Source organism: Paenibacillus sp. F024 (genome assembly GCF_057814255.1).
On sequence record NZ_JBVASZ010000004.1, the window covers coordinates 22,645 to 40,273 of the forward strand.

Annotated in this window: 17 protein-coding genes and 1 riboswitch; of the genes, 4 read left to right on the plus strand and 13 right to left on the minus strand. The window is 53.5% G+C overall.

Annotated features, from left to right (window positions below; all coding sequences use genetic code 11):
- Positions 1 to 13: 13 nt before the first annotated feature.
- From ACZYR9_RS06285 to ACZYR9_RS06305, 5 genes are read right to left on the minus strand one after another with little or no spacing between them, the layout of a single operon-like run.
- Complete coding sequence (locus ACZYR9_RS06285) at positions 14 to 1,003, minus strand: type II secretion system F family protein (protein WP_488977621.1); 990 nt, start codon at positions 1,001 to 1,003, stop codon at positions 14 to 16.
- On the minus strand, positions 1,000 to 2,418 hold the full coding sequence (locus ACZYR9_RS06290; protein WP_488977622.1) for an ATPase, T2SS/T4P/T4SS family: 1,419 nt from the start codon (positions 2,416 to 2,418) through the stop codon (positions 1,000 to 1,002). Before ACZYR9_RS06290 ends, ACZYR9_RS06285 begins: the two co-directional genes overlap by 4 nt.
- 12 nt (positions 2,419 to 2,430) lie before the next feature.
- Complete coding sequence (locus ACZYR9_RS06295; RefSeq protein ID WP_488977623.1) at positions 2,431 to 3,666, minus strand: CpaE/TadZ family protein; 1,236 nt, start codon at positions 3,664 to 3,666, stop codon at positions 2,431 to 2,433.
- Positions 3,663 to 4,547 carry a CpaB family protein gene (locus tag ACZYR9_RS06300; RefSeq protein WP_488977624.1) on the minus strand — a complete coding sequence of 295 codons (885 nt, stop codon included), beginning with the start codon at positions 4,545 to 4,547 and terminating at the stop codon, positions 3,663 to 3,665. The genes ACZYR9_RS06295 and ACZYR9_RS06300 overlap by 4 nt, the downstream gene beginning before the upstream one ends.
- A 15-nt stretch (positions 4,548 to 4,562) precedes the next feature.
- A complete protein-coding gene (locus tag ACZYR9_RS06305) occupies positions 4,563 to 6,233 on the minus strand; it encodes a serine/threonine protein kinase (RefSeq protein WP_488977625.1) in 1,671 nt (556 codons plus the stop codon).
- 356 nt (positions 6,234 to 6,589) lie between these two features.
- Here ACZYR9_RS06305 and ACZYR9_RS06310 point away from each other — a divergent pair, with 356 nt between their 5' ends.
- The 3 genes from ACZYR9_RS06310 to ACZYR9_RS06320 all read left to right on the plus strand — a co-directional run bounded on the left by ACZYR9_RS06310 (position 6,590) and on the right by ACZYR9_RS06320 (position 9,803).
- On the plus strand, positions 6,590 to 7,519 hold the full coding sequence (locus tag ACZYR9_RS06310) for a carbohydrate ABC transporter permease (protein ID WP_488977803.1): 930 nt from the start codon (positions 6,590 to 6,592) through the stop codon (positions 7,517 to 7,519).
- Positions 7,516 to 8,337, plus strand: coding sequence for a carbohydrate ABC transporter permease (locus tag ACZYR9_RS06315; protein ID WP_488977626.1), 822 nt, complete (start codon positions 7,516 to 7,518; stop codon positions 8,335 to 8,337). The genes ACZYR9_RS06310 and ACZYR9_RS06315 overlap by 4 nt, the downstream gene beginning before the upstream one ends.
- Before the next feature lie 77 nt (positions 8,338 to 8,414).
- Positions 8,415 to 9,803, plus strand: a complete 1,389-nt coding sequence (locus ACZYR9_RS06320; protein WP_488977627.1) for an ABC transporter substrate-binding protein — start codon at positions 8,415 to 8,417, stop codon at positions 9,801 to 9,803.
- Positions 9,804 to 9,861: 58 nt separating this feature from the next.
- On the opposite strand, the gene ACZYR9_RS06325 is transcribed toward ACZYR9_RS06320, so the two are convergent.
- The 8 genes from ACZYR9_RS06325 to uptA all read right to left on the minus strand — a co-directional run bounded on the left by ACZYR9_RS06325 (position 9,862) and on the right by uptA (position 16,925).
- Positions 9,862 to 11,295, minus strand: a complete 1,434-nt coding sequence (locus ACZYR9_RS06325) for an NAD(P)/FAD-dependent oxidoreductase (protein WP_488977628.1) — start codon at positions 11,293 to 11,295, stop codon at positions 9,862 to 9,864.
- 60 nt (positions 11,296 to 11,355) lie between these two features.
- Positions 11,356 to 11,456: riboswitch (purine riboswitch) on the minus strand.
- Positions 11,457 to 11,921: 465 nt separating this feature from the next.
- Positions 11,922 to 12,197, minus strand: coding sequence for a hypothetical protein (locus ACZYR9_RS06330; protein WP_488977629.1), 276 nt, complete (start codon positions 12,195 to 12,197; stop codon positions 11,922 to 11,924).
- Between the two features lie 64 nt (positions 12,198 to 12,261).
- Entirely contained in the window at positions 12,262 to 12,861 is a 600-nt protein-coding gene (locus tag ACZYR9_RS06335; RefSeq protein WP_488977630.1) for a TetR family transcriptional regulator, read from the minus strand.
- Between the two features lie 110 nt (positions 12,862 to 12,971).
- Positions 12,972 to 14,153: a YhgE/Pip domain-containing protein gene (locus tag ACZYR9_RS06340; protein ID WP_488977631.1), complete on the minus strand. Its 1,182-nt coding sequence runs from the start codon at positions 14,151 to 14,153 to the stop codon at positions 12,972 to 12,974.
- A 292-nt stretch (positions 14,154 to 14,445) separates the two neighbouring features.
- Entirely contained in the window at positions 14,446 to 14,754 is a 309-nt protein-coding gene (locus ACZYR9_RS06345) for a hypothetical protein (protein ID WP_488977632.1), read from the minus strand.
- A gap of 249 nt (positions 14,755 to 15,003) precedes the next feature.
- Positions 15,004 to 15,639, minus strand: coding sequence for an MBL fold metallo-hydrolase (locus ACZYR9_RS06350; RefSeq protein WP_488977633.1), 636 nt, complete (start codon positions 15,637 to 15,639; stop codon positions 15,004 to 15,006).
- Positions 15,640 to 15,648: 9 nt separating this feature from the next.
- Positions 15,649 to 16,215, minus strand: coding sequence for a thioredoxin family protein (locus ACZYR9_RS06355; protein WP_488977634.1), 567 nt, complete (start codon positions 16,213 to 16,215; stop codon positions 15,649 to 15,651).
- Between the two features lie 104 nt (positions 16,216 to 16,319).
- Positions 16,320 to 16,925 carry an undecaprenyl phosphate transporter UptA gene (uptA, locus tag ACZYR9_RS06360; RefSeq protein WP_430016613.1) on the minus strand — a complete coding sequence of 202 codons (606 nt, stop codon included), beginning with the start codon at positions 16,923 to 16,925 and terminating at the stop codon, positions 16,320 to 16,322.
- A gap of 214 nt (positions 16,926 to 17,139) precedes the next feature.
- On the opposite strand from uptA, the gene ACZYR9_RS06365 reads away from it, so the two are divergent.
- Complete coding sequence (locus ACZYR9_RS06365; protein WP_174349684.1) at positions 17,140 to 17,598, plus strand: cupredoxin domain-containing protein; 459 nt, start codon at positions 17,140 to 17,142, stop codon at positions 17,596 to 17,598.
- The last annotated feature ends 31 nt before the right edge of the window (positions 17,599 to 17,629 follow it).

Below are 17,629 nucleotides of genomic sequence, written 5' to 3' on the forward strand. Positions count from 1 at the left end.
TCGTTGCCCTCCGTTAAAATGCCTTCCGTCCCGATCGGACCACCAGCAGCATGGATACGAACATGACGGCAAAAGAGGCGATCAGCAGCATTTTTCCGCCGGGATCGAGAAAATAATGGCTGTAGTTCGCCCCATCTGCATAAATGTTGAACCCTACTACAAAAAAGGCGAATCCGATCATAAATGATGTCCCGAGCCGATACACCGTAATCATGGCCAAACGGTTTTCTTCATGGCGCTTTGCCGTTTGCATCCGGCTGACCAGATGATGCAGCGACTCCGTCATATCCGTTCCGTAATGGGCTCCGATCAGCAGCAGATCGGCCAAATCATCGGCCCATTCACTTTGTACACGTCGTGCGAAGCCATAGATAGCTTCATCGGCCGGCTTCATGTGAAGCGCAAGCTCGAGACGCCTCCATTCGCTTTTCACCTCATCCGGCATCGTACGAGAGGAGTTGACGATGATGTCCGCAAGTGTAAGACTGGGCCGGTAATGGCCGATCAGGTTTTGAACGAGCATGATCATCCTGAGCGCAATCCGGTGCCGCTTGCGCTGTACCCGAAACCGGACGTAAAAATAAGGCAGCGATCCGATCAAAATCGCAACAGCCCCGCTCAGCGTCCATACATGGTAGCCGGGTGTACTTGTGCCCCCATAGGCGTAACGCTGCTGCAGCAGTCCCATAGCGGCATCCGATCCAAAAAATCCGGTAAGTGCCAACAATAGCATAAAGGCCAGAATGACCTCTACGCCGAACTTCATCTCCGCCACTTCCATTTCCTCAATCAAATGCTTTACCGGCTTCAACTGAGCGATGGAAGACCACGTCCCCCTTCGAGAATGGCTGCGTATCCCGAACGATCGGAATCTTTTTCTCTGTAAAAGCGCAGTGTTGACCCCTCTTAATAGAAGAGCAAGCAGAAGAAACGAACCGGCGGCCCAGCTTCCGAGCAATAAACCTTTTAGACTGCCATGCAGCAGCTCGGCGGATACACTCAATCTCCCCACACTCCCAGCTCGCGAAATTCCTCCGGATCTGCTCCGTTTGCGATCAAATGCTCCATTAACGGTTTGCTAAAAAGCTCTCCGGTAAAGCGCCAGAGGTGCCGTTGATAATCCCACTCGATCAGCGGCCGGATACATATCTCCTGATGTTCATCCACGGACAGCTCCGTAATTTCTGTAGCTACGCGGACATGCTTGCCGTTTAAACGCATCAGCCGCAGGAAGACCACCACGTTAAAGGCTCTGGCCGCGCGACGGGCGGCATCCTTGTAATCGTGCTGCCGGCCATCCTGCATAATCATGTCTATTACATCGCTGATGAACGAGTCACGGTATTTGGTGTGCATTGTACCCATCATATCGTGTCCACGCAAAGCCCCTTGTACCATCTGGGACACCTCAGAGCCTTTGGCTTCACCTACAATCACCCAGTGGGGGCTCATCACAAGCAGCGGCTTGAACGATTCTTCCATCGTGAGCCCGATTTCCTCCACTTCCCTGACAGCCAGAATGTTCCGTTTGCCGCGCAGACGTTCACGCAAAGCAACCTCAAATTCCTTTTCCAGCGTCCGAATCCGTTCATTCTCGGGAATTTCCTGTGCCAATGCGAACAAAAACGTCGTTTTGCCCGTCGCCGTCCCTCCGCCAATGAGAAAGCTCGCATGGTAGCGAACCAACAGCTGCAGCAGCCGCGCCATCCGTGGATCGAGCGTTTGAAGCTCAACGAGATGCCCGAGCGTCACATCCTTGACAATAAAATTGCGGATATGGATGCTCGGAACGTCGGAATACGGGGGCCGGGTCATCACAAGCCGAGAGCGATTCCACATATAAGACTGGATGAACGGCTGCCTTTGATTGATCGGCTTTTTACCGCAGAGCGACAAACGATCCTGCAGAAGAAGCACATCCGTCAAGGACGCGAATTTACGGTGGTGTCGGGTCATTTCTCCTCCCCGAAGCAGAAAAATATCGCAGCCGATCACCTGTACCTCCTCCACATCCGGCAAACGGTACAGATCCTCAATGAGCCCTGCGCCGCAGGTTTCGGCAAACACACATTCCGTTGGGGACAGCGGGGAAATCAATGTGTCCGGATCCATATCGATCCGATACTCCATTAAGAGGGTATCGATGACGGCTTTCATTCTTGCACCGGCTGCCGGATCGCCGAGTCCAGCCTGCAAAATGTCGTCGTACAGCGCCTGATCCTTTTTGGAACGTTCGCTCAAATGCTCATAAATTAAGGCCGAGGCTTCCCTGAGCGTCATTCTCCGCTCCGAACGGGACGGCAGAACGGCCAGTCGGTTTTGAGTCTGCCGCGCTTGCATCATGTCTTTCAAATAGTGTCCTGCATCAAAACGAATTCTTGGCTGCATGCGGTGAGATGTCCATTGATCCGGTTTCATACGCCGACCCCCTTAACCAAAAAGCGCGGTCCACCGCTGCAGCAAGCCGCCTCTGCGGCGAACCGTTTCCAATGCAGGTGCTGCTCCATCCCGTACGTTATTAGGAACAAGCCGAGCGGCCAAGCCATTGATTTGTGCTGAGAAGCTTTCCGTTCCCGAGCTCAAATAAAGGGGATTCCCTTCATGGACCGCTTTGCGTCCGAGTCCGCCCCCTAGGTTCGGAACGGCAGCGGCAAGGGGCATACGCAGAAGCTCCGCGATCCGTTCGGGCTTATCTTCAGCCACCGTTCGATTCAAAACAAGCGAAATATCCTCCGGTACGAGTCCGGCGTATTTCCAGTAGCATTCATACCACTCCCCCCAGCTCATTTGAAATGAAGCGTAGTTATTCTGGGCGACAAGCCAACGGTGATCGGCTTCGCGTACGGTACAGATGGTCGCTGCATTATCCGGGTAAGAGTTCAAGTCGACGATCGTAATATCAAAAGCCGCTCTGGCGGTTTGAAGAAGATGAGTCATCATTTCCGGTGTCACATCCAGCGCCGTGTCCCGTCTCCGGGAACCGGTCAGAATGTGTAGATTCGGGATTTTACGATACGATACGCACGCATCGATCAAATCGCCTGGGGCAAGCGTCTGGGTCTGAAGCTTGGGCCGCAGCTTGAATCCGCTATGGTTAGAATCGGCCAGATTCAAGAATGAACGGATCTCCGGATTATGCAGATTGCCGTCAATGAGGCCGATGCTCATTCCGCTGGAAGCGGCCAAAGAGAGCGCGGTGCTCACGGCAATCGTAGTGGCTCCGTCTTTGCTCGCCGCAGGCCATACGGCTGCAAGCGATCCGCCCCGATGGTCCGGACTGTCCTTCCGATCCCCATTCACAACAGCGGCGAACGCTTCAAGCATGCCAGTTTCGGTAAGACCGATCGGTACGGTTCTATAATGAAGCAGACCGGCCATCCGGCTGATCGCCTCGAGCATAAACGAATCGTAAACCGATGCGTCCAGCGCAATCGCTGCCTGTGCTTGCGGTTGAGTTCGGCCCAGTTTCTCCATCCACTCCCACGGATACATATCGTAAAATACTCCGGCATGCACCAGCACCCAATCAAAAGACTCCTCGAGCCGGGTCAAGAACAGATCTTTGTTGCGAATATGGCAGATATCGTATCCCCGGGCACTTCCCAGCAGGGCGCTCAGACGGTCTGAAGCATCCGCCCCCGGGTGAACCAGCAATAGTTTGGTCATGAGGAAGGCTGCACCTCCTTGGATTGTAAGCTTGTTCCTGCGTTTTCATTACCGCTGACCTGACTCTGATCAAGCTCTCCGCCGACCTGTATTTGTCCTTTCGTTTGCGTAAACGCATCGGCTGCCTTCAGCTCGCGAAACAGCTCCGTAACTGTCCCGGAGTCTAAACCCGGCTTGGTCAATTCAGGTAAGGCCAGCTTAATCGTGCCGGCAATACTGCCCAGTACGTAAGCCTCGTACACTTCATCGTTCATCAGGTAGGTGTTCAGCTCCGGCTTTCCGTTGGGCTTGGACCGGGTATTCTGGAGCTGTTGACGGTTTGACTGCACGACCGCTTCCACAGCTGTGGTATCGGTTACTTCAGGCCCTTCGGGGGTCTTCACGCCGGTGACCGGGAGCCGCTCGATCACTTTAACCGCACCGACGCTCCATATGGCTCCAGAGGCGGTCTTGATCAGCTTGGGGGCATCAAACTCCACCCATACGTCCACCCGGTCGCCCTTCCGTACCATATTGCCCACATTCGCCGCCGCATCCGTTTTGAAGCTGAAATACCGCTCTCCTTCCTTTGGCACAAGACGTCGGTCCGATAGCTTCCACAGGACCAATTCCTCATTGTCCGCGATAGGAACCATCACCGTCTGACCGATCAGTTCACTGACATCCGTCACGGCCTCCGGATGGTGCGCCGCAACCGGAATGACCGCTTTGCGCAGCATGGTGGCTTCGATCACCTCTCCGCTGTGGAGCATGCGCACCGGCTTCACGGTATCCATGGTTTCAACCTGAAGCTCCGTATGCTTCATGAACTGCCAATACCCCGCTGCGGATCCGGCCATCAGCAGACAGCCCAGCAGGGCGACGATCCACGTTCTTTGCATCGATGTTATCCTCCCTTAAAGACTCCTTTGAAAAAAACGCAGCAGCTTTCCCCCGCTGTTGCCGGAGGTGCGCACTTCGCCCGGCAGAAGGCTTTTTAACCATGGCTGCATCGCATCCCGAAGCGCCCTCCGGACCGATGGCGCATCGTGCGGCAGACGCCCGTTCCATTCGGCCGCCGTTAAAACTCCGATATCCAAAGCAGGCAGCAGGCACGCCGGACGCTGAGGCAATAACCGGCTCCATACATCGGCTTTCATCGTGTGCGGACTTTTGTTGGCAATACAGTGCAGACGTCTGCCGGGGCCGGTCCAGCTTTGCAGCTGCCGCAGCACTCGCAAAACGACGGGAAGCTCCAGCTTATGCACGAACGGATCGGCAGTGTAGACCACATCCGTCGCCGTATCAAGCAGCTGCTGTACGGCAGGATGCTCCCACTGCGCGCCGATATCTGCAATCAGAACCGGGCGGCGGACAGTGTGAAACAGCTTAAACCAGTAGCTCGGATCCCCCGACGGCGGTCCGGCTTCCTCCTCGGGCTCCGCCGGAAGCCACAGCGTATGGCCATCCGTCCACCCATGCTCCACAGATGGCTTGAAGCCTCCACCCGCCGCGTTGTAGCAGCGGTATCCCGGCGGCGCATGCTTGTCCGCCAGCAGCAGCGCGTAGAGCTCCGCACGCGGCGTGGGCGGCTCGATCAAGGCGTGCGGCACGCCCTGATCGTGCAGCAGCCGCGCAAGCGCGAGCGCGGCGAAGGTAGCCCCGGCGCCGGGGTACAGCGCGCCGACGGCGACCACGAGCGGCGGGGTCCACGCCGCTCCCCGCGCGGCTTGCGGCGCTGCCGGCAGCCGCTGTGCCGCGAGCCAGCGCCGCAGCTCGGCCCCTGCCTCGCGGGCGCTCGCGCAGCGGCCCTCGGGGCTTGCACGCAGCAAGCGCAGCACGAGCGGCGCAAGCCCCGAGGGCAAAACCGCTTCGCGGGGAGAGCTTTGAGCGCTGTAGTACTCTCCGCCGCTCAAAAGAAAAAACATCAGCGCTCCAAGCCCGTACAGATCGGTACGCGGGTCGCTCTGCCGTCCCTCCAGCTGCTCGGGAGCGGCAAAGCCGATCGTTCCGATGCAGACGGTGTCCGCCTGCCGGTCCGTTTTGTAGCTGCGCGCCGTGCCGAAATCGATAAGACGAAGCCGCCCGCCGGCGTCGAGCATCAGATTGGACGGCTTCAAATCACGGTGGATGATCGGCTCCGGACGAATCGAATGCAGATAATCGAGCAGATCGCACAGCTGCAGCGCCAGCTCGGCGACCTGCTTCTCCGTCATCCGCTTCCCCTGCTTTTCAAAACGCTGCAGCAGCGTCTCCCCTTCGATATAATCCATCACCAGATAAAGGAAACCATGCCGGGTAGGCGGAACATAATCCACGATATCGGGAAGATTAGGGTGGCTGAGCCGGCTCATCGTCTCCGCTTCCGACAGCAGAATATGCTTGCGCTTGGCCGCTTGCTCCCGGTCTTCTCCAAGAGAGAAAACGTCGCCCACATAGGTTTCCTTCACGGCCCATCGCTTTCCCTTCAGCTTCAAATCGTCCGCCAAAAACACGCTGCTCATCCCCCCTCTGCCAAGCCGTGCAGCAATCCGATAGCGTCCAGCCAGCACATCGCCGGGGTTCAATCCCTTAGGTATCCTGTCCATAATTCACCCGACCTTCCTTTCGCAAGCCGTTCCCGGAACGGCAAAAAACCGCCTTACGCATGCTGAATCAGCATGACATAAGGCGGTTCTTCCGCACGAAGTATGGATTTTTATATAAAATAACATGATTTTCCAAATTGTTCAAGTCTTTTTTTATTTCACATCACTCTTAATCTGCCCCTCAACTTTATTAACACATTGTAAATTCCCCGCTTACCTCAACAAAGGATTTACTTCCAATTAACTCAGGGAAAACATGAACCCGCTACAATGAATCATGGATTTAGAAGCAAACGATCCCGGAAAGGAGTTCCTTCATGTCCATGCTGGAAAACAACGCTTTGGCACGCAGGACCATGAAAAAAAAGAAACTTGCGCTTCCCAAAGGCTTTAAGCTTCAATCACTTCGGTCCGTTCGATTCAAGGAACAGGCATTGGCCTACGGCTTCTTGGCTCCGTCTTTGCTGCTGTTCGGCGTGTTTTTGTTTTATCCGCTGCTTAAATCGGTGTATCTCAGCCTTCACTTGACCGATCCCCGCGGAAGAATAGCGGCATTTGCCGGTCTCGATAATTTCAAAGAGCTGTTCGCTTCGGACGCCTTTATGAAAAGCCTGCAGGTGACGCTCTCGTTTACACTTCTGACCGTGCCCGCCTCCATTTTCCTAGCGCTTCTTTTGGCCGCACTTACACATAACAAGCTGCGTGGGATGCGCGGGTTCCGGTTCATTTTCTCGCTTCCCGTAGCCATCTCCGTCGGCACCGGCTCCGTCATCTGGATGATGCTGTATCATCCGAGCCTCGGGACACTCAATTATTTTCTTACCCTGGCAGGCTTGTACCCCGTAAATTGGCTGACCGACCCGGCCTGGGCCCTGGTATCAGTTTCTATCATGACCGTTTGGATGAATCTGGGCTTCAACTATATTGTCCTGCTCAGCGGGCTTCAAGGCGTGCCGGAGGACATCTATGACAGCGCCAGGATCGACGGCTCCGGACCGCTTCGCACCTTTGTCCGCATCACCCTGCCGCTCGTTTCGCCCACTCTCTTTTTTGTGGGAATCGTTTCCGTGATCGGGGCCTTTCAATCTTTCGGGCAAATTCACATCTTGACCAAAGGCGGACCCATGAGCAGCACCGACGTCATCGTGTTCAATATCTATCAGGATGCGTTCGTCAATTTCCGCTTTGGCATCGGCAGCGCGCAGGCGCTTGTACTGTTTGCGGTCATTCTGATCCTGACGGTGGTACAATTCCGCTTGTTCGAAAGGAAGGTGCATTACCAATGACGTCCCGTCTGCAAAATACGCTGATCTATACGGTTCTGACGATAGCTGCGGTCATCATACTGTACCCGATCATGTACACGCTGTCGGCCGCCATGATGACCAACGCGGAGTCGGCCTCCTATCCGCCCAGGCTGCTTCCCGGTAGCCTGAACTTTGAAAATTACCTGACGGTAACGCAGCTGATTCCGGTGGGACGGTTCATCGCAAACAGCTTTTTCGTCTCCGGCGTCATCATGCTTGGGCAGCTCATTACGGCCAGCATGGCCGCATACGCCTTCGCCTTTCTTCGTTTTAAGGGGAAATCGGCGCTATTCGCCCTTTTTATGTCCACGATGATGATTCCGTGGGAGGTTACGATCATCCCCAATTACTTAACGGTCAAAAGCTGGGGCTGGCTCGATACGTATCAGGGCTTGATCGTTCCGTTTCTCGCCACGGCGTTCGGAACGTTCCTGCTCCGCCAATTTTTTCTGCAGCTCCCGAGCGAGCTGTTCGAAGCCGCCAAAATCGACGGCTGCGGCCATCTGCGAAGCTTCCTGCGGCTGGTCCTGCCTTTGTCCAGACCTGCACTGGCTACGCTCGCCGTCTATTCGTTCCTGACGCATTGGAATATGTACCTGTGGCCGCTGCTTATCACGAACGGTGAAGCGATGCGTACAGTACAAATCGGCATCAGTATGCTTCAATTCGAGGAAATGACCTCGTGGAACCTGGTGCTCGCCGGTGTCGTCATGGTTATGCTTCCAACATTGATTCTTCTGGCGCTCGGTCTTAAGCAGCTGGTACAAGGAATGACCGCCGGAGCGGTCAAAGGGTAATAGAACGCGCCATTGGCCTTCCTTAAGGACCGGCCGGCGCTCAAAATATAAATTATTCAAGGGAGAGATCAACCGTAATGAAGCCTTTTAAACATGTACTGCAGAACAAAAAATCCTCTATTACGCTCCTGCTTGCCTTTGTCATGCTGTTTTTGGCAGCGTGCGGCGGGATGACGACCGGCAGCGGCGACGCCAAGCCTCAAAGCGGCACAGAGACTCCAAAGTCCTTTGAACCGGTAAAAGTCGTCTGGTGGCACTCGATGAGCGGAGAGCTCGGCAAAGCGGTAGATAAGCTGGTCGCCGACTTTAACGCCTCGCAAAAGAATGTCGTGGTCGAAGCGGTATTTCAAGGCACTTACGATGAAAGCTTGAACAAAATGAAAGCGTCCATGGACTCCAAGAGCGGCCCTGCGCTGATCCAGGTGTATGAGATCGGCAGCCGGTTCATGATCGATTCCAAAGCGATCACCCCGATGCAGCAGTTTATCGATGCGGAGAAATTCGACGTATCCGCACTGGAAGAAAACATTCTTAACTACTACACCTTCAACGGCAAGCTGTATTCGATGCCTTTTAACACATCCAACCCGATCCTTTACTATAACAAGGATATGTTTAAAGCGGCCGGTCTCGATCCGGAAAAGCCGCCGGTCACGTATGAAGCAGTAGCGGAAGCCGCCAAAAAGCTGACCAAGGACGGACAAACGGGCGCATCCTTCGCGATCTACGGCTGGTTCATGGAGCAGTTCTTCGCCAACCAGGGGGCCGAGCTCGTCAATAACGGTAATGGTCGGACAAGCCCGGCTATGGATTCGATGCTCGGAAGCGATGCGGGCGTCAAGACTATGACGTGGTGGAAGCAAATGATCGACGACAAAACGATGCTCAATCTGGGCCGCAAAACCGACGATACGAAAAAAGCTTTCGCAGCCGGACAAATCGCCATGACGCTGGACTCCACCGCATCCTTGCGCGGAATCGTGAACGCTGCCGCAGGCAAATTCGAAGTCGGCACCGCCTTCCTTCCTAAGCCTAAAGACGCTAAAGACGGCGGCGTGATCGTAGGCGGCGCGAGCTTATACATCCTGAACAACCGGTCCGAAGCCGAGCAGAAGGGCGCCTGGGAATTCATCAAATTCCTGACCGATCCGAAGCAGCAAGCCTACTGGTCTGTCAATACAGGCTACTTCCCGATTACGAAAAAGGCCTATGACGAACAGCTCGTAAAAGATAACATGACCAAATATCCGCAGTTCAAAACGGCGGTAGACCAGCTTCATCAAACCAAAGCGAACAAGGCCACGCAAGGCGCGGTCATGGGCGTATTCCCTGAAGCCCGCCAGCTCACCGAAGGGGCGATCGAGGAAGTCCTCAACGGCAAAAAACCGCCGAAGGAAGCTCTCGATGGAGCGGCAAAGGAAATCTCCTCCCGCATTCAACAGTACAACAAAACCGTAAGCCAATAGGAAAAGCAAATGACAAGGCCGAGGGAAAATTACCGCCCTCGGCCTTGTCATTTGCTTCCTATATCTTTTCTATTATGCTGCGGGCAGCCCATACGCCTGCCGCGCCCGCCTGCGCCAGCCCCCGCGTAATGCCTGCTCCGTCCCCGCCGCAGTACAGGCCTTCGATCTCCGTTTCCAGCCGCTCAGTCAGTTTAGGCCTTGCCGAGTAAAACTTGGCTTCCACGCCGTAGAACAGCGTATGCTCGGATGCGATGCCCGGAGTCACCTTATCCAGCGCCTCCACCATCTCGATCAAGCTCTTCATCGTATTGTAAGGAAGCACCAGACCCAGATCGCCCGGAACGGCTTCTTTGAGCGTCGGTTCAAGAAAACCTTCCTTGATTCTCGCTTCCGTGGAGCGTCTGCCCCGGATAATATCGCCGTATTTTTGCACGATGACACCGCCGCCGGACAAATCGTTGGCCCGCTCGCAAATTTCCCGCGCATACTCATTCGGCTTATCGAACGGTTCCGTAAACCGGTGCGACACCAGCAGCGCAAAGTTCGTATTGGCTGAACCGAGAGCCGGGTCTTTATAGGCATGGCCGTTAGCGGCCATCACGCCGGAATGATTTTCTACAACCACATGCCCCGAAGGATTGCTGCAGAAGGTGCGAACCCGCGTACCGACCGACGTATTAAAAATGAATTTTCCTTCATATAAATGCTCGTTGATTTCGCGCATCACCACATCGGACGTTTCCACCCGTACGCCTACGTCCACCTGATTGTTGTACATTTTGAGCCGCCGCTTGCGCAGCACCTCGGTGAGCCAAGCCGACCCGTCCCGGCCGGGAGCGACCAGCACCTTGTCAGCTTCGATTTCTTCACCGTTCTTAAGAACGATGCCTTGGATGCGGTGCCCGTCCTTTGTCTTTACGGTCAGCAGATCGGCTACCTCGGTCTTGAACTGCATATCGATTTTGGTTTTCAAGCAAGCGTTGATGGACCGCAAAATTTCCAGGTTTTGCTCGGTGCCCAGATGCCTTACCTGAGCCCGTAACAGCTTCAATCCGGCCGCATAACCCCGCTGCTCGATGGAGCGGACCACTTGGGTCGTCGGATCGGTTACGTTCTCTGTTGCCCCGTGTTGAAGATTGATGTCGTCCACATAGCGAATCAAATCAAGCACGCGCGATGGTGGGAGATAATCCGTCAGCCAGCCCCCGAACTCGGTCGTAATGTTGAATTTGCCGTCGCTGTACGCTCCCGCTCCGCCGAAGCCGCCGGTAATCGAGCAAGCCGGTAAACAGCCGGCGTACTCTTTTTTGCCTGCAGGCGGCGGGCATAATTTAATTTTTTCCTCCAGGATGGGACATCTTCTACTGTCAATATCGTGTCCTTTATCGATCAGCAGCACTTTGAGCCGAGGCGCTTTCAGCGTCAGCTCGTATGCTGCGAAAATTCCAGCCGGTCCGGCTCCAACAATAATAACATCGTAACGGTTATTCATCGGTTCGTTTGCCTCCTTAGCATAATGAACGCAACAAAAAAATCCCGGCTTCGAAAAGGTGCGGCAAAGCGCCCTCTTCGTAGCCAGGAATTTGCGGTTCCTTGGTAGAAACCCTTGACCCGTATTGTCAAGGATATACGATCGGTAAGGTAAGTATAAGATTGTGAACACAAAAAGTATCATAAGTCACTCTTTGAATATTGTCAATGGCATATTCAAAAAATGTTCGTATTCAACCTGTAAAAGTATAAACTTTTACATTTTCAGATATCAACTTTTTACCAAAACACGAATATTCCTATCTCCTTGGAGCAAAAAAACTCCCGCTGCCCTTCCTTCATTGGAAACCGTCTCCGTTCATGAGACTATGCTTTTCGCGCCGCAAGCTGCGTCCTATTAAACCGCTGAAGCATGCAGCATATCGTGGAGGCAAGCCAGTGAATCCTGCTCCGCTAATCTGGTGCAGCGAGTGGTCGTAGGCGATTTCGAATGGTTCAGCTCGGGCTGTGAGTAAATGCGCGATGACTTCGTCCAGGCACTCGTATCTCCCTATCCGAGATCTCAGCTGCCGCAGCCGACTATACGATGAAAAAAGGAAAGTGACCTGTCCTCACTTTCCTTCCGGTTTATATCCAACTTTTCGATTTGGGTCTGCGGCCTGTCTGGCGCTTTCTTTTTCTGGCTGCGGAGACGGAGCTTCTCCCGTTTTTCGCCCCGTTTAACTGCAGCGGTTTTCCTGTTGGCGCTTGGGATTCGTTAATCAGCCGGGCAATTTTTTTTAGGATTGGAGACATCTGTTCCGCCGACTGGTAGATCGAGCTCATTTTGTCCAGCGCGCTGATGACTTCATCAAGGCCTTCGTTCACATTGCGGATTAGCACAGGGAACCTGTTCAACATCATCCATCACCCTCTAATCGTTCCTCCGGATTTCCATTTATTGTATGCAAAAAAACGCCCGAACGATTTAGGCGGATGACCCGGCTGCCCCAAGGGCGCGCAGGATAAATTCCCAGCTATGCTTCCCAATCAAATCCGGATCGTGTTCCATAGTGGAGAGCAGCGGCTGAAACGAATCATATTTCTTGTGGACCAAAACCATGCCGATTACCATCATCAGGGCATGATCCAACGAATCGAATTGAAACCGTCCTTCCTTCCTCCCTTGGTCCAGCAGCTCCCGAACCTTGGACCAAACGGGATAAGTAAACGAGGTCACGATCGGCTTACGCGGAGAATTCATTGTAATTTCCTGCTGTAAAATGGTGCTAAGCTCCGTATCCGTCATGCTGAAGCGGATAACTTCTTGAACGATCAGCTTCAATCCTTCCACCGGATCCTGCAAAATGTCCTCAAACTGAGCCATATGATGACCGGGAAAGAAGGATTCGAAAAGAGCCCGGAACACCTTCTCTTTGCCTCCGAAATAATAAGAGATGAGAGCAACGTTAGCGCCCGCATCCTCACAGATCTGCCGTACGCTGGTACCGTCAAAGCCTTGTTTGGCAAACAGCTTTTTGGCCGAAAGAAGTATGCGGATTTTCATATCGGATTCGGTCTGTGACATCATCATCCCCCTTTCCCGGATTGATTAACTTCATTATCCGGCTTTCTCTCCAACAGTGCAAGTCAAAGACCCGAAGGAGCTCTGTCTTACGTCCCGGTCATAGTCATAGGTTATGCTCCTGTCACTGCGGTTTTCGCCGACTTCGGCTTGTCTGCTGCAGCCAGGACCGCGCCGGTTTCCTTGCGCAGCAATGATGCCAAAAGCCCGACCGCTGCGCAGATCAGCATGATGAAAGTCAATGCAGCGGCATCGCTCCCTGCCCCCGAACCTCCGAATAACAGATTCATCGCGCCTTCCACCGCATAAGTGGCCGGCAGGTATTGGCTGACGGTAAAGTAAAAGCCGCCCAGAAGCTCACGCGGAACCATGGCACCCGAGGATACCAGTTGAATCGACAGCATGGAGATGTTAAAGAGCATGCCGGCCATGCCGAAAACGATGAGAAACATCTGCGAAAAGAACATGAATGTCATCAGGAACAAGGCCTGAAACATCCAAAAAGTCAAAAAGCCGGAAGCCATCTGTCCTCCCAATGCAGCCACCAGCGAAGAACCGATGAGTGCAATCAGGACAGCCGACACCGCATTGATAAAGACGCGCGCGCCGAATTTGCTCCCTTTGGAATAACCCGCTCCGAGCATGCCCGTTGCCTGCTGCAGATTCATACCCATAATCATCGCGCCGACAAAGGAAGCGAGCACCATCATCATCGGAACCATTTGGTTATTCATCCCCTGAACCGGATTCGTAAGCTCGACATTGGAGGCGACTTTATCGGTTAGCCCCTGTGCCATAGCCGCGGCCTCCTGCGCAGGAATATGGGCTTGTGCCAGAATGGCCCGAGCGCCTGTCGCCGTGGTTTCCTTGCTCACCGAGGCGGTCACGCCGCCCGCTACAGTCTGCATCATACTCTTGATCAAAGCCGGGTTGGATTCATTGATGATATAGTTGATCTTCGCTTGCTGACCCGGGGTTTGCAGCTGCTTGGTAAAATCCGCAGGGATATGCAGCACCATCTGCACCTCACGCCCGTTCAGCATGTCCCTGGCTTTATCCTCCGAGCTTTCGCCGATGAGCTGAAACGGCAGCGATTTCGCCAGCTGCTCTTCCACTGTTTGTCCGAAACCCGGATCATCGTTGACGACAGCGATTTTCAGCTGCTTCGAATTCTCAGTCACACCGGCGTACCCGGTCATCCAAATCAGGCTGAATATGACTTGAAACATTACCGCGGTGATGATGCCGATCCTCGTAGCCGGCTTTTTCAAATACGCTTGTAAAGCTTGAAGCATGATGGTTCTCTCCTTCATTTATGTACTGATCTAAACGTTTGTTTTAATTAAACATTTGTTTAAATCATATGGATTCATATTGCTAATGTCAACCCTTTTCTTCATTGTTTTGTATTCCATCCACCCTCGCAAGGCCCCCTGTGCACCTTTAAATGACCGTATGTCATTCATAGTTGGCTGCGGACTCAGCACACGTATATGCATGAGCTGTTCGCTGCCGCAGGGAGCCTTGACGCGTGGCGGTGGAGCCGGTATCCGACTACCGAGCGTTACCGCCTGTGCTCACGAAGCTTCAGAAGCGATACATGCTCCGCAGAACAATCACCAGCAGGATGTAAAGCACCAAAATAATACCCGCTGAAGTATAGCCGTGGCCTAACCAGTGATGGTGATGGTAATGCTTTTTCGGAGCATAGATGTTGATTGTCTCATGGGTTGCGAGCACATTGACCGGCGCGGGATAGGCAGGCATTGCTGCGGGCGATACGGCAGTCGGTGCCGGTATGTTCGGCATCGGAGCAGGCATGGGAGCCGCCATCGGAGCATAAGCCATCGGAGCAACGGTCGCTTTAGGCATAGCCATAGGTTGATACTTTTCCATAAGGTGAACACCTCCGTTAAATTTGACGAGAGCACAAGAATGAAGCATCATTTCTCATATTCTTGTGCTTTCGAGCGTTCCTGGAACCCTTTAAGTGCTCTTATCTGAACACACCATTAGTCTATGGAGAGGTACCTAACGGGAACACGGTGTTCACCTATGCTTGGAAAAATAGACATTCGCCATCTTGGAAGGATAAAAAAAGCGCCCCCACCCTGCTGTTTCCAGCAGAATGAAAGACGCCTTGGTTTATACATACGGATTATGCTCCCGTTCATAGCCAATGCTGGTCTTCGGGCCGTGCCCAGGGTATACGATGGTATCGTCAGGCAGCTCGAACAGCTTGCCGTGGATCGAATCCAGCAGCTCCTGGTGACTTCCGCCCGGCAAATCCGTACGTCCCACGGATAGCTTGAACAACACGTCCCCGCCGAACAAATGCTTGCCGTACAAGAAGCTGACGCTTCCCGGAGAATGCCCCGGGGTATGAAGCACTTTGAAGCTGAGACCCAGCACCGATAAGTTCTGCCCGTCGGCCAGTGCATGCTCGGCAGGATCGGTAGTGATCGGTTCGGTCAGATCAGGCCATCTGGCGGAGCCGTTCTTCTTCGGATTCACCAGCCAATCCGCCTCTTCATCATGTAAATACACTGGACAGCCCTTCAAACGGCGCAGTTCCTCCACACCGCCGATGTGATCAAAATGGGCATGCGTCAGCAGAATCGCTTCAATCTCCATGTCGGCTGCGCGCTTGAGCAGCGGCTTAGGGTTCATGCCGGGATCGATGACCACCGCTTTGTTCTCGCCGGGGAGCGAGATCAAGTAAGCGTTCGTCTGCAGAGGCCCGAGAGAAAACGACTCAATGATAAGTTCCTTTGTTTCCATCGTCATCGCTTAGAAGGAGGACAGCAGCTCGCGCAGTTCTTTTACAATAACCGTCTGATACCCGGTCCCCTCACCGTACCGACGGCCCATTTCCTCACGCGCGATCTTGATGTTATCTTGATAATCGGCCGCTTCGCGGTCCGGATTATTTTGTTTGAACTCAATCATAACCGCCTGTACATGCTCCGGACGCGGTCCCCACTGTCCCAGCACGAATCCGCTGAAATCAGTGAAAATAATAATCGGGATCGCCTCTCCGCCCATGGTCAGAAACTGCTCCATCACATCCGGATGCTCTTCTTTGATCAACACTTCCGTAGGGATACCGGAAATTTCCAATGCCCGGAAAACGGCCGGCACATTGCGTACGACATCGCCGCACCAATCGGCGGCCAAAATAAGGCAGCGGAGGTCATCGCGGTTATTCAGCGATTCAAAAAATTCCTTATCCTCTTCATTTTCCCACTTGAACAGGTCGTACCACTCTTTGAATTTTTCCTGGTTCTTGGTCATCCCGTCCATAAACTGCTGCGGGGACAGCCCTTTGCGAAGCTTGCTGCTTAAATTTTTGCTCATCGGAATCCATTCCTCCTTCAAAGATGTGCTGCTATGGGTTATTGTACCAAAAAAAAAGGGCCCGCTCCAACCGGAACGGGAACCAAACAAACTTGGCCTTTTGCTTATCTTGGTACAGCTTTGTTGCGATTCGTCCATTTGATGATAATATATAACGCAGCCAGAACGACAGCCGCAAAAATAAAAGGTTTCACATACGGACCGGCCACCTGATTGATCTGCTCCCAATTATCACCCAGCGAACGTCCGAGATAAACAAAAATGATAACCCATGGGATGGTGCCGAGCGTGGTGTAGAACATAAATTTGGCCAACGGCATACGCGCCATCCCTGCCGGAATGGAAATCGCCTGCCGCAGCACCGGGATGAAACGGGCCAGAAACACCATGACCGGACCATAGCGATTGAACCAGCCTTCCGCGATGTCCAGGTGCTTTTTTTTCAGATGCAAAAATTTACCGAATTTGTCCAATGCCGGCCGACCACCATAGCGTCCGATCCAATACAAGATCACCTGCTGGATCAAACAGCCGAGGAGTCCGAAAATGATGGCCCCCAACAGCGAAATCTCCCCGCGTGAGATCAAATAACCGGCATACGCAAGCACAATTTCACTTGGAATAACCTCCAGCATCAAGCCGATCAGAATACCCCAAACGCCTAGTCCCTCCACAAACGCCAATGCCGAAAGCACCAAGCCATGCAGCAGCTCACCCATGATTCTCCAGCCTCTTTCTTTTTTTCGCAGATTGTTGTTCTTGTCTATGCAGCCTATTTTATTCTAGCACACGCTTATTCATACCGCATCCTCCCGTGCTCCTGCAAATGCGGTGCCGGGTCGATCCCGCCGGAATCGATGTCATGATCAGACAAGTCCCCGCATACATTGGTACAAACTATCCTTATCCCTATAGGTGATATCCATGACCAAAGTATTCGTGGTAAGCAGGAAGAAAATGAAAGCATTGAAGATCGGAGCCGCCTCCGTACTGTTGGCCGCTGCCGCCCTGCTTTTCTGGGAGCAGGACGATATCCGCACCGTCATGAGCTCCAACGCGCCTGAACGTACCATCAACCTGGTGACAGGCGAATTCAAGACGACCGGGCCGGACGGCAAAACGATTGAAGCTTACCGGTGGGATCCCGGTACCGTTTATGTGAAAAAGGGGGAACGCATCCGCCTGAGCATATACGGTGTGAACGGGGCCAGCCATCCTTTTATCATTGACGGAATGAATATTAAAGGCGAGGTAAAAAAAGGGCAGGAAACCGTCGTTTCCTTCCGTGCCGACAAGCCCGGCATTTACCGGATCGTATGTCTGACGCACCCCGATATCGCTCATAACGGCCCCATGATCGGCTATTTGGTCGTGGACGAATAGCCCGCAAACGGGAACGGCCGGAGCATTCATG

Coding starts and splice junctions, on each gene's coding strand:
- ACZYR9_RS06290 (WP_488977622.1), bottom strand. CDS start 2,418: ATGAAACCGGATCAATGGACATCTCACCGCATGCAGCCAAGAATTCGT.
- ACZYR9_RS06295 (WP_488977623.1), bottom strand. CDS start 3,666: ATGACCAAACTATTGCTGGTTCACCCGGGGGCGGATGCTTCAGACCGT.
- ACZYR9_RS06300 (WP_488977624.1), bottom strand. CDS start 4,547: ATGCAAAGAACGTGGATCGTCGCCCTGCTGGGCTGTCTGCTGATGGCC.
- ACZYR9_RS06305 (WP_488977625.1), bottom strand. CDS start 6,233: ATGGACAGGATACCTAAGGGATTGAACCCCGGCGATGTGCTGGCTGGA.
- ACZYR9_RS06310 (WP_488977803.1), top strand. CDS start 6,590: ATGAAAAAAAAGAAACTTGCGCTTCCCAAAGGCTTTAAGCTTCAATCA.
- ACZYR9_RS06315 (WP_488977626.1), top strand. CDS start 7,516: ATGACGTCCCGTCTGCAAAATACGCTGATCTATACGGTTCTGACGATA.
- ACZYR9_RS06320 (WP_488977627.1), top strand. CDS start 8,415: ATGAAGCCTTTTAAACATGTACTGCAGAACAAAAAATCCTCTATTACG.
- ACZYR9_RS06325 (WP_488977628.1), bottom strand. CDS start 11,295: ATGAATAACCGTTACGATGTTATTATTGTTGGAGCCGGACCGGCTGGA.
- ACZYR9_RS06330 (WP_488977629.1), bottom strand. CDS start 12,197: ATGATGTTGAACAGGTTCCCTGTGCTAATCCGCAATGTGAACGAAGGC.
- ACZYR9_RS06335 (WP_488977630.1), bottom strand. CDS start 12,861: ATGTCACAGACCGAATCCGATATGAAAATCCGCATACTTCTTTCGGCC.
- ACZYR9_RS06340 (WP_488977631.1), bottom strand. CDS start 14,153: ATGCTTCAAGCTTTACAAGCGTATTTGAAAAAGCCGGCTACGAGGATC.
- ACZYR9_RS06345 (WP_488977632.1), bottom strand. CDS start 14,754: ATGGAAAAGTATCAACCTATGGCTATGCCTAAAGCGACCGTTGCTCCG.
- ACZYR9_RS06350 (WP_488977633.1), bottom strand. CDS start 15,639: ATGGAAACAAAGGAACTTATCATTGAGTCGTTTTCTCTCGGGCCTCTG.
- ACZYR9_RS06355 (WP_488977634.1), bottom strand. CDS start 16,215: ATGAGCAAAAATTTAAGCAGCAAGCTTCGCAAAGGGCTGTCCCCGCAG.
- ACZYR9_RS06365 (WP_174349684.1), top strand. CDS start 17,140: ATGACCAAAGTATTCGTGGTAAGCAGGAAGAAAATGAAAGCATTGAAG.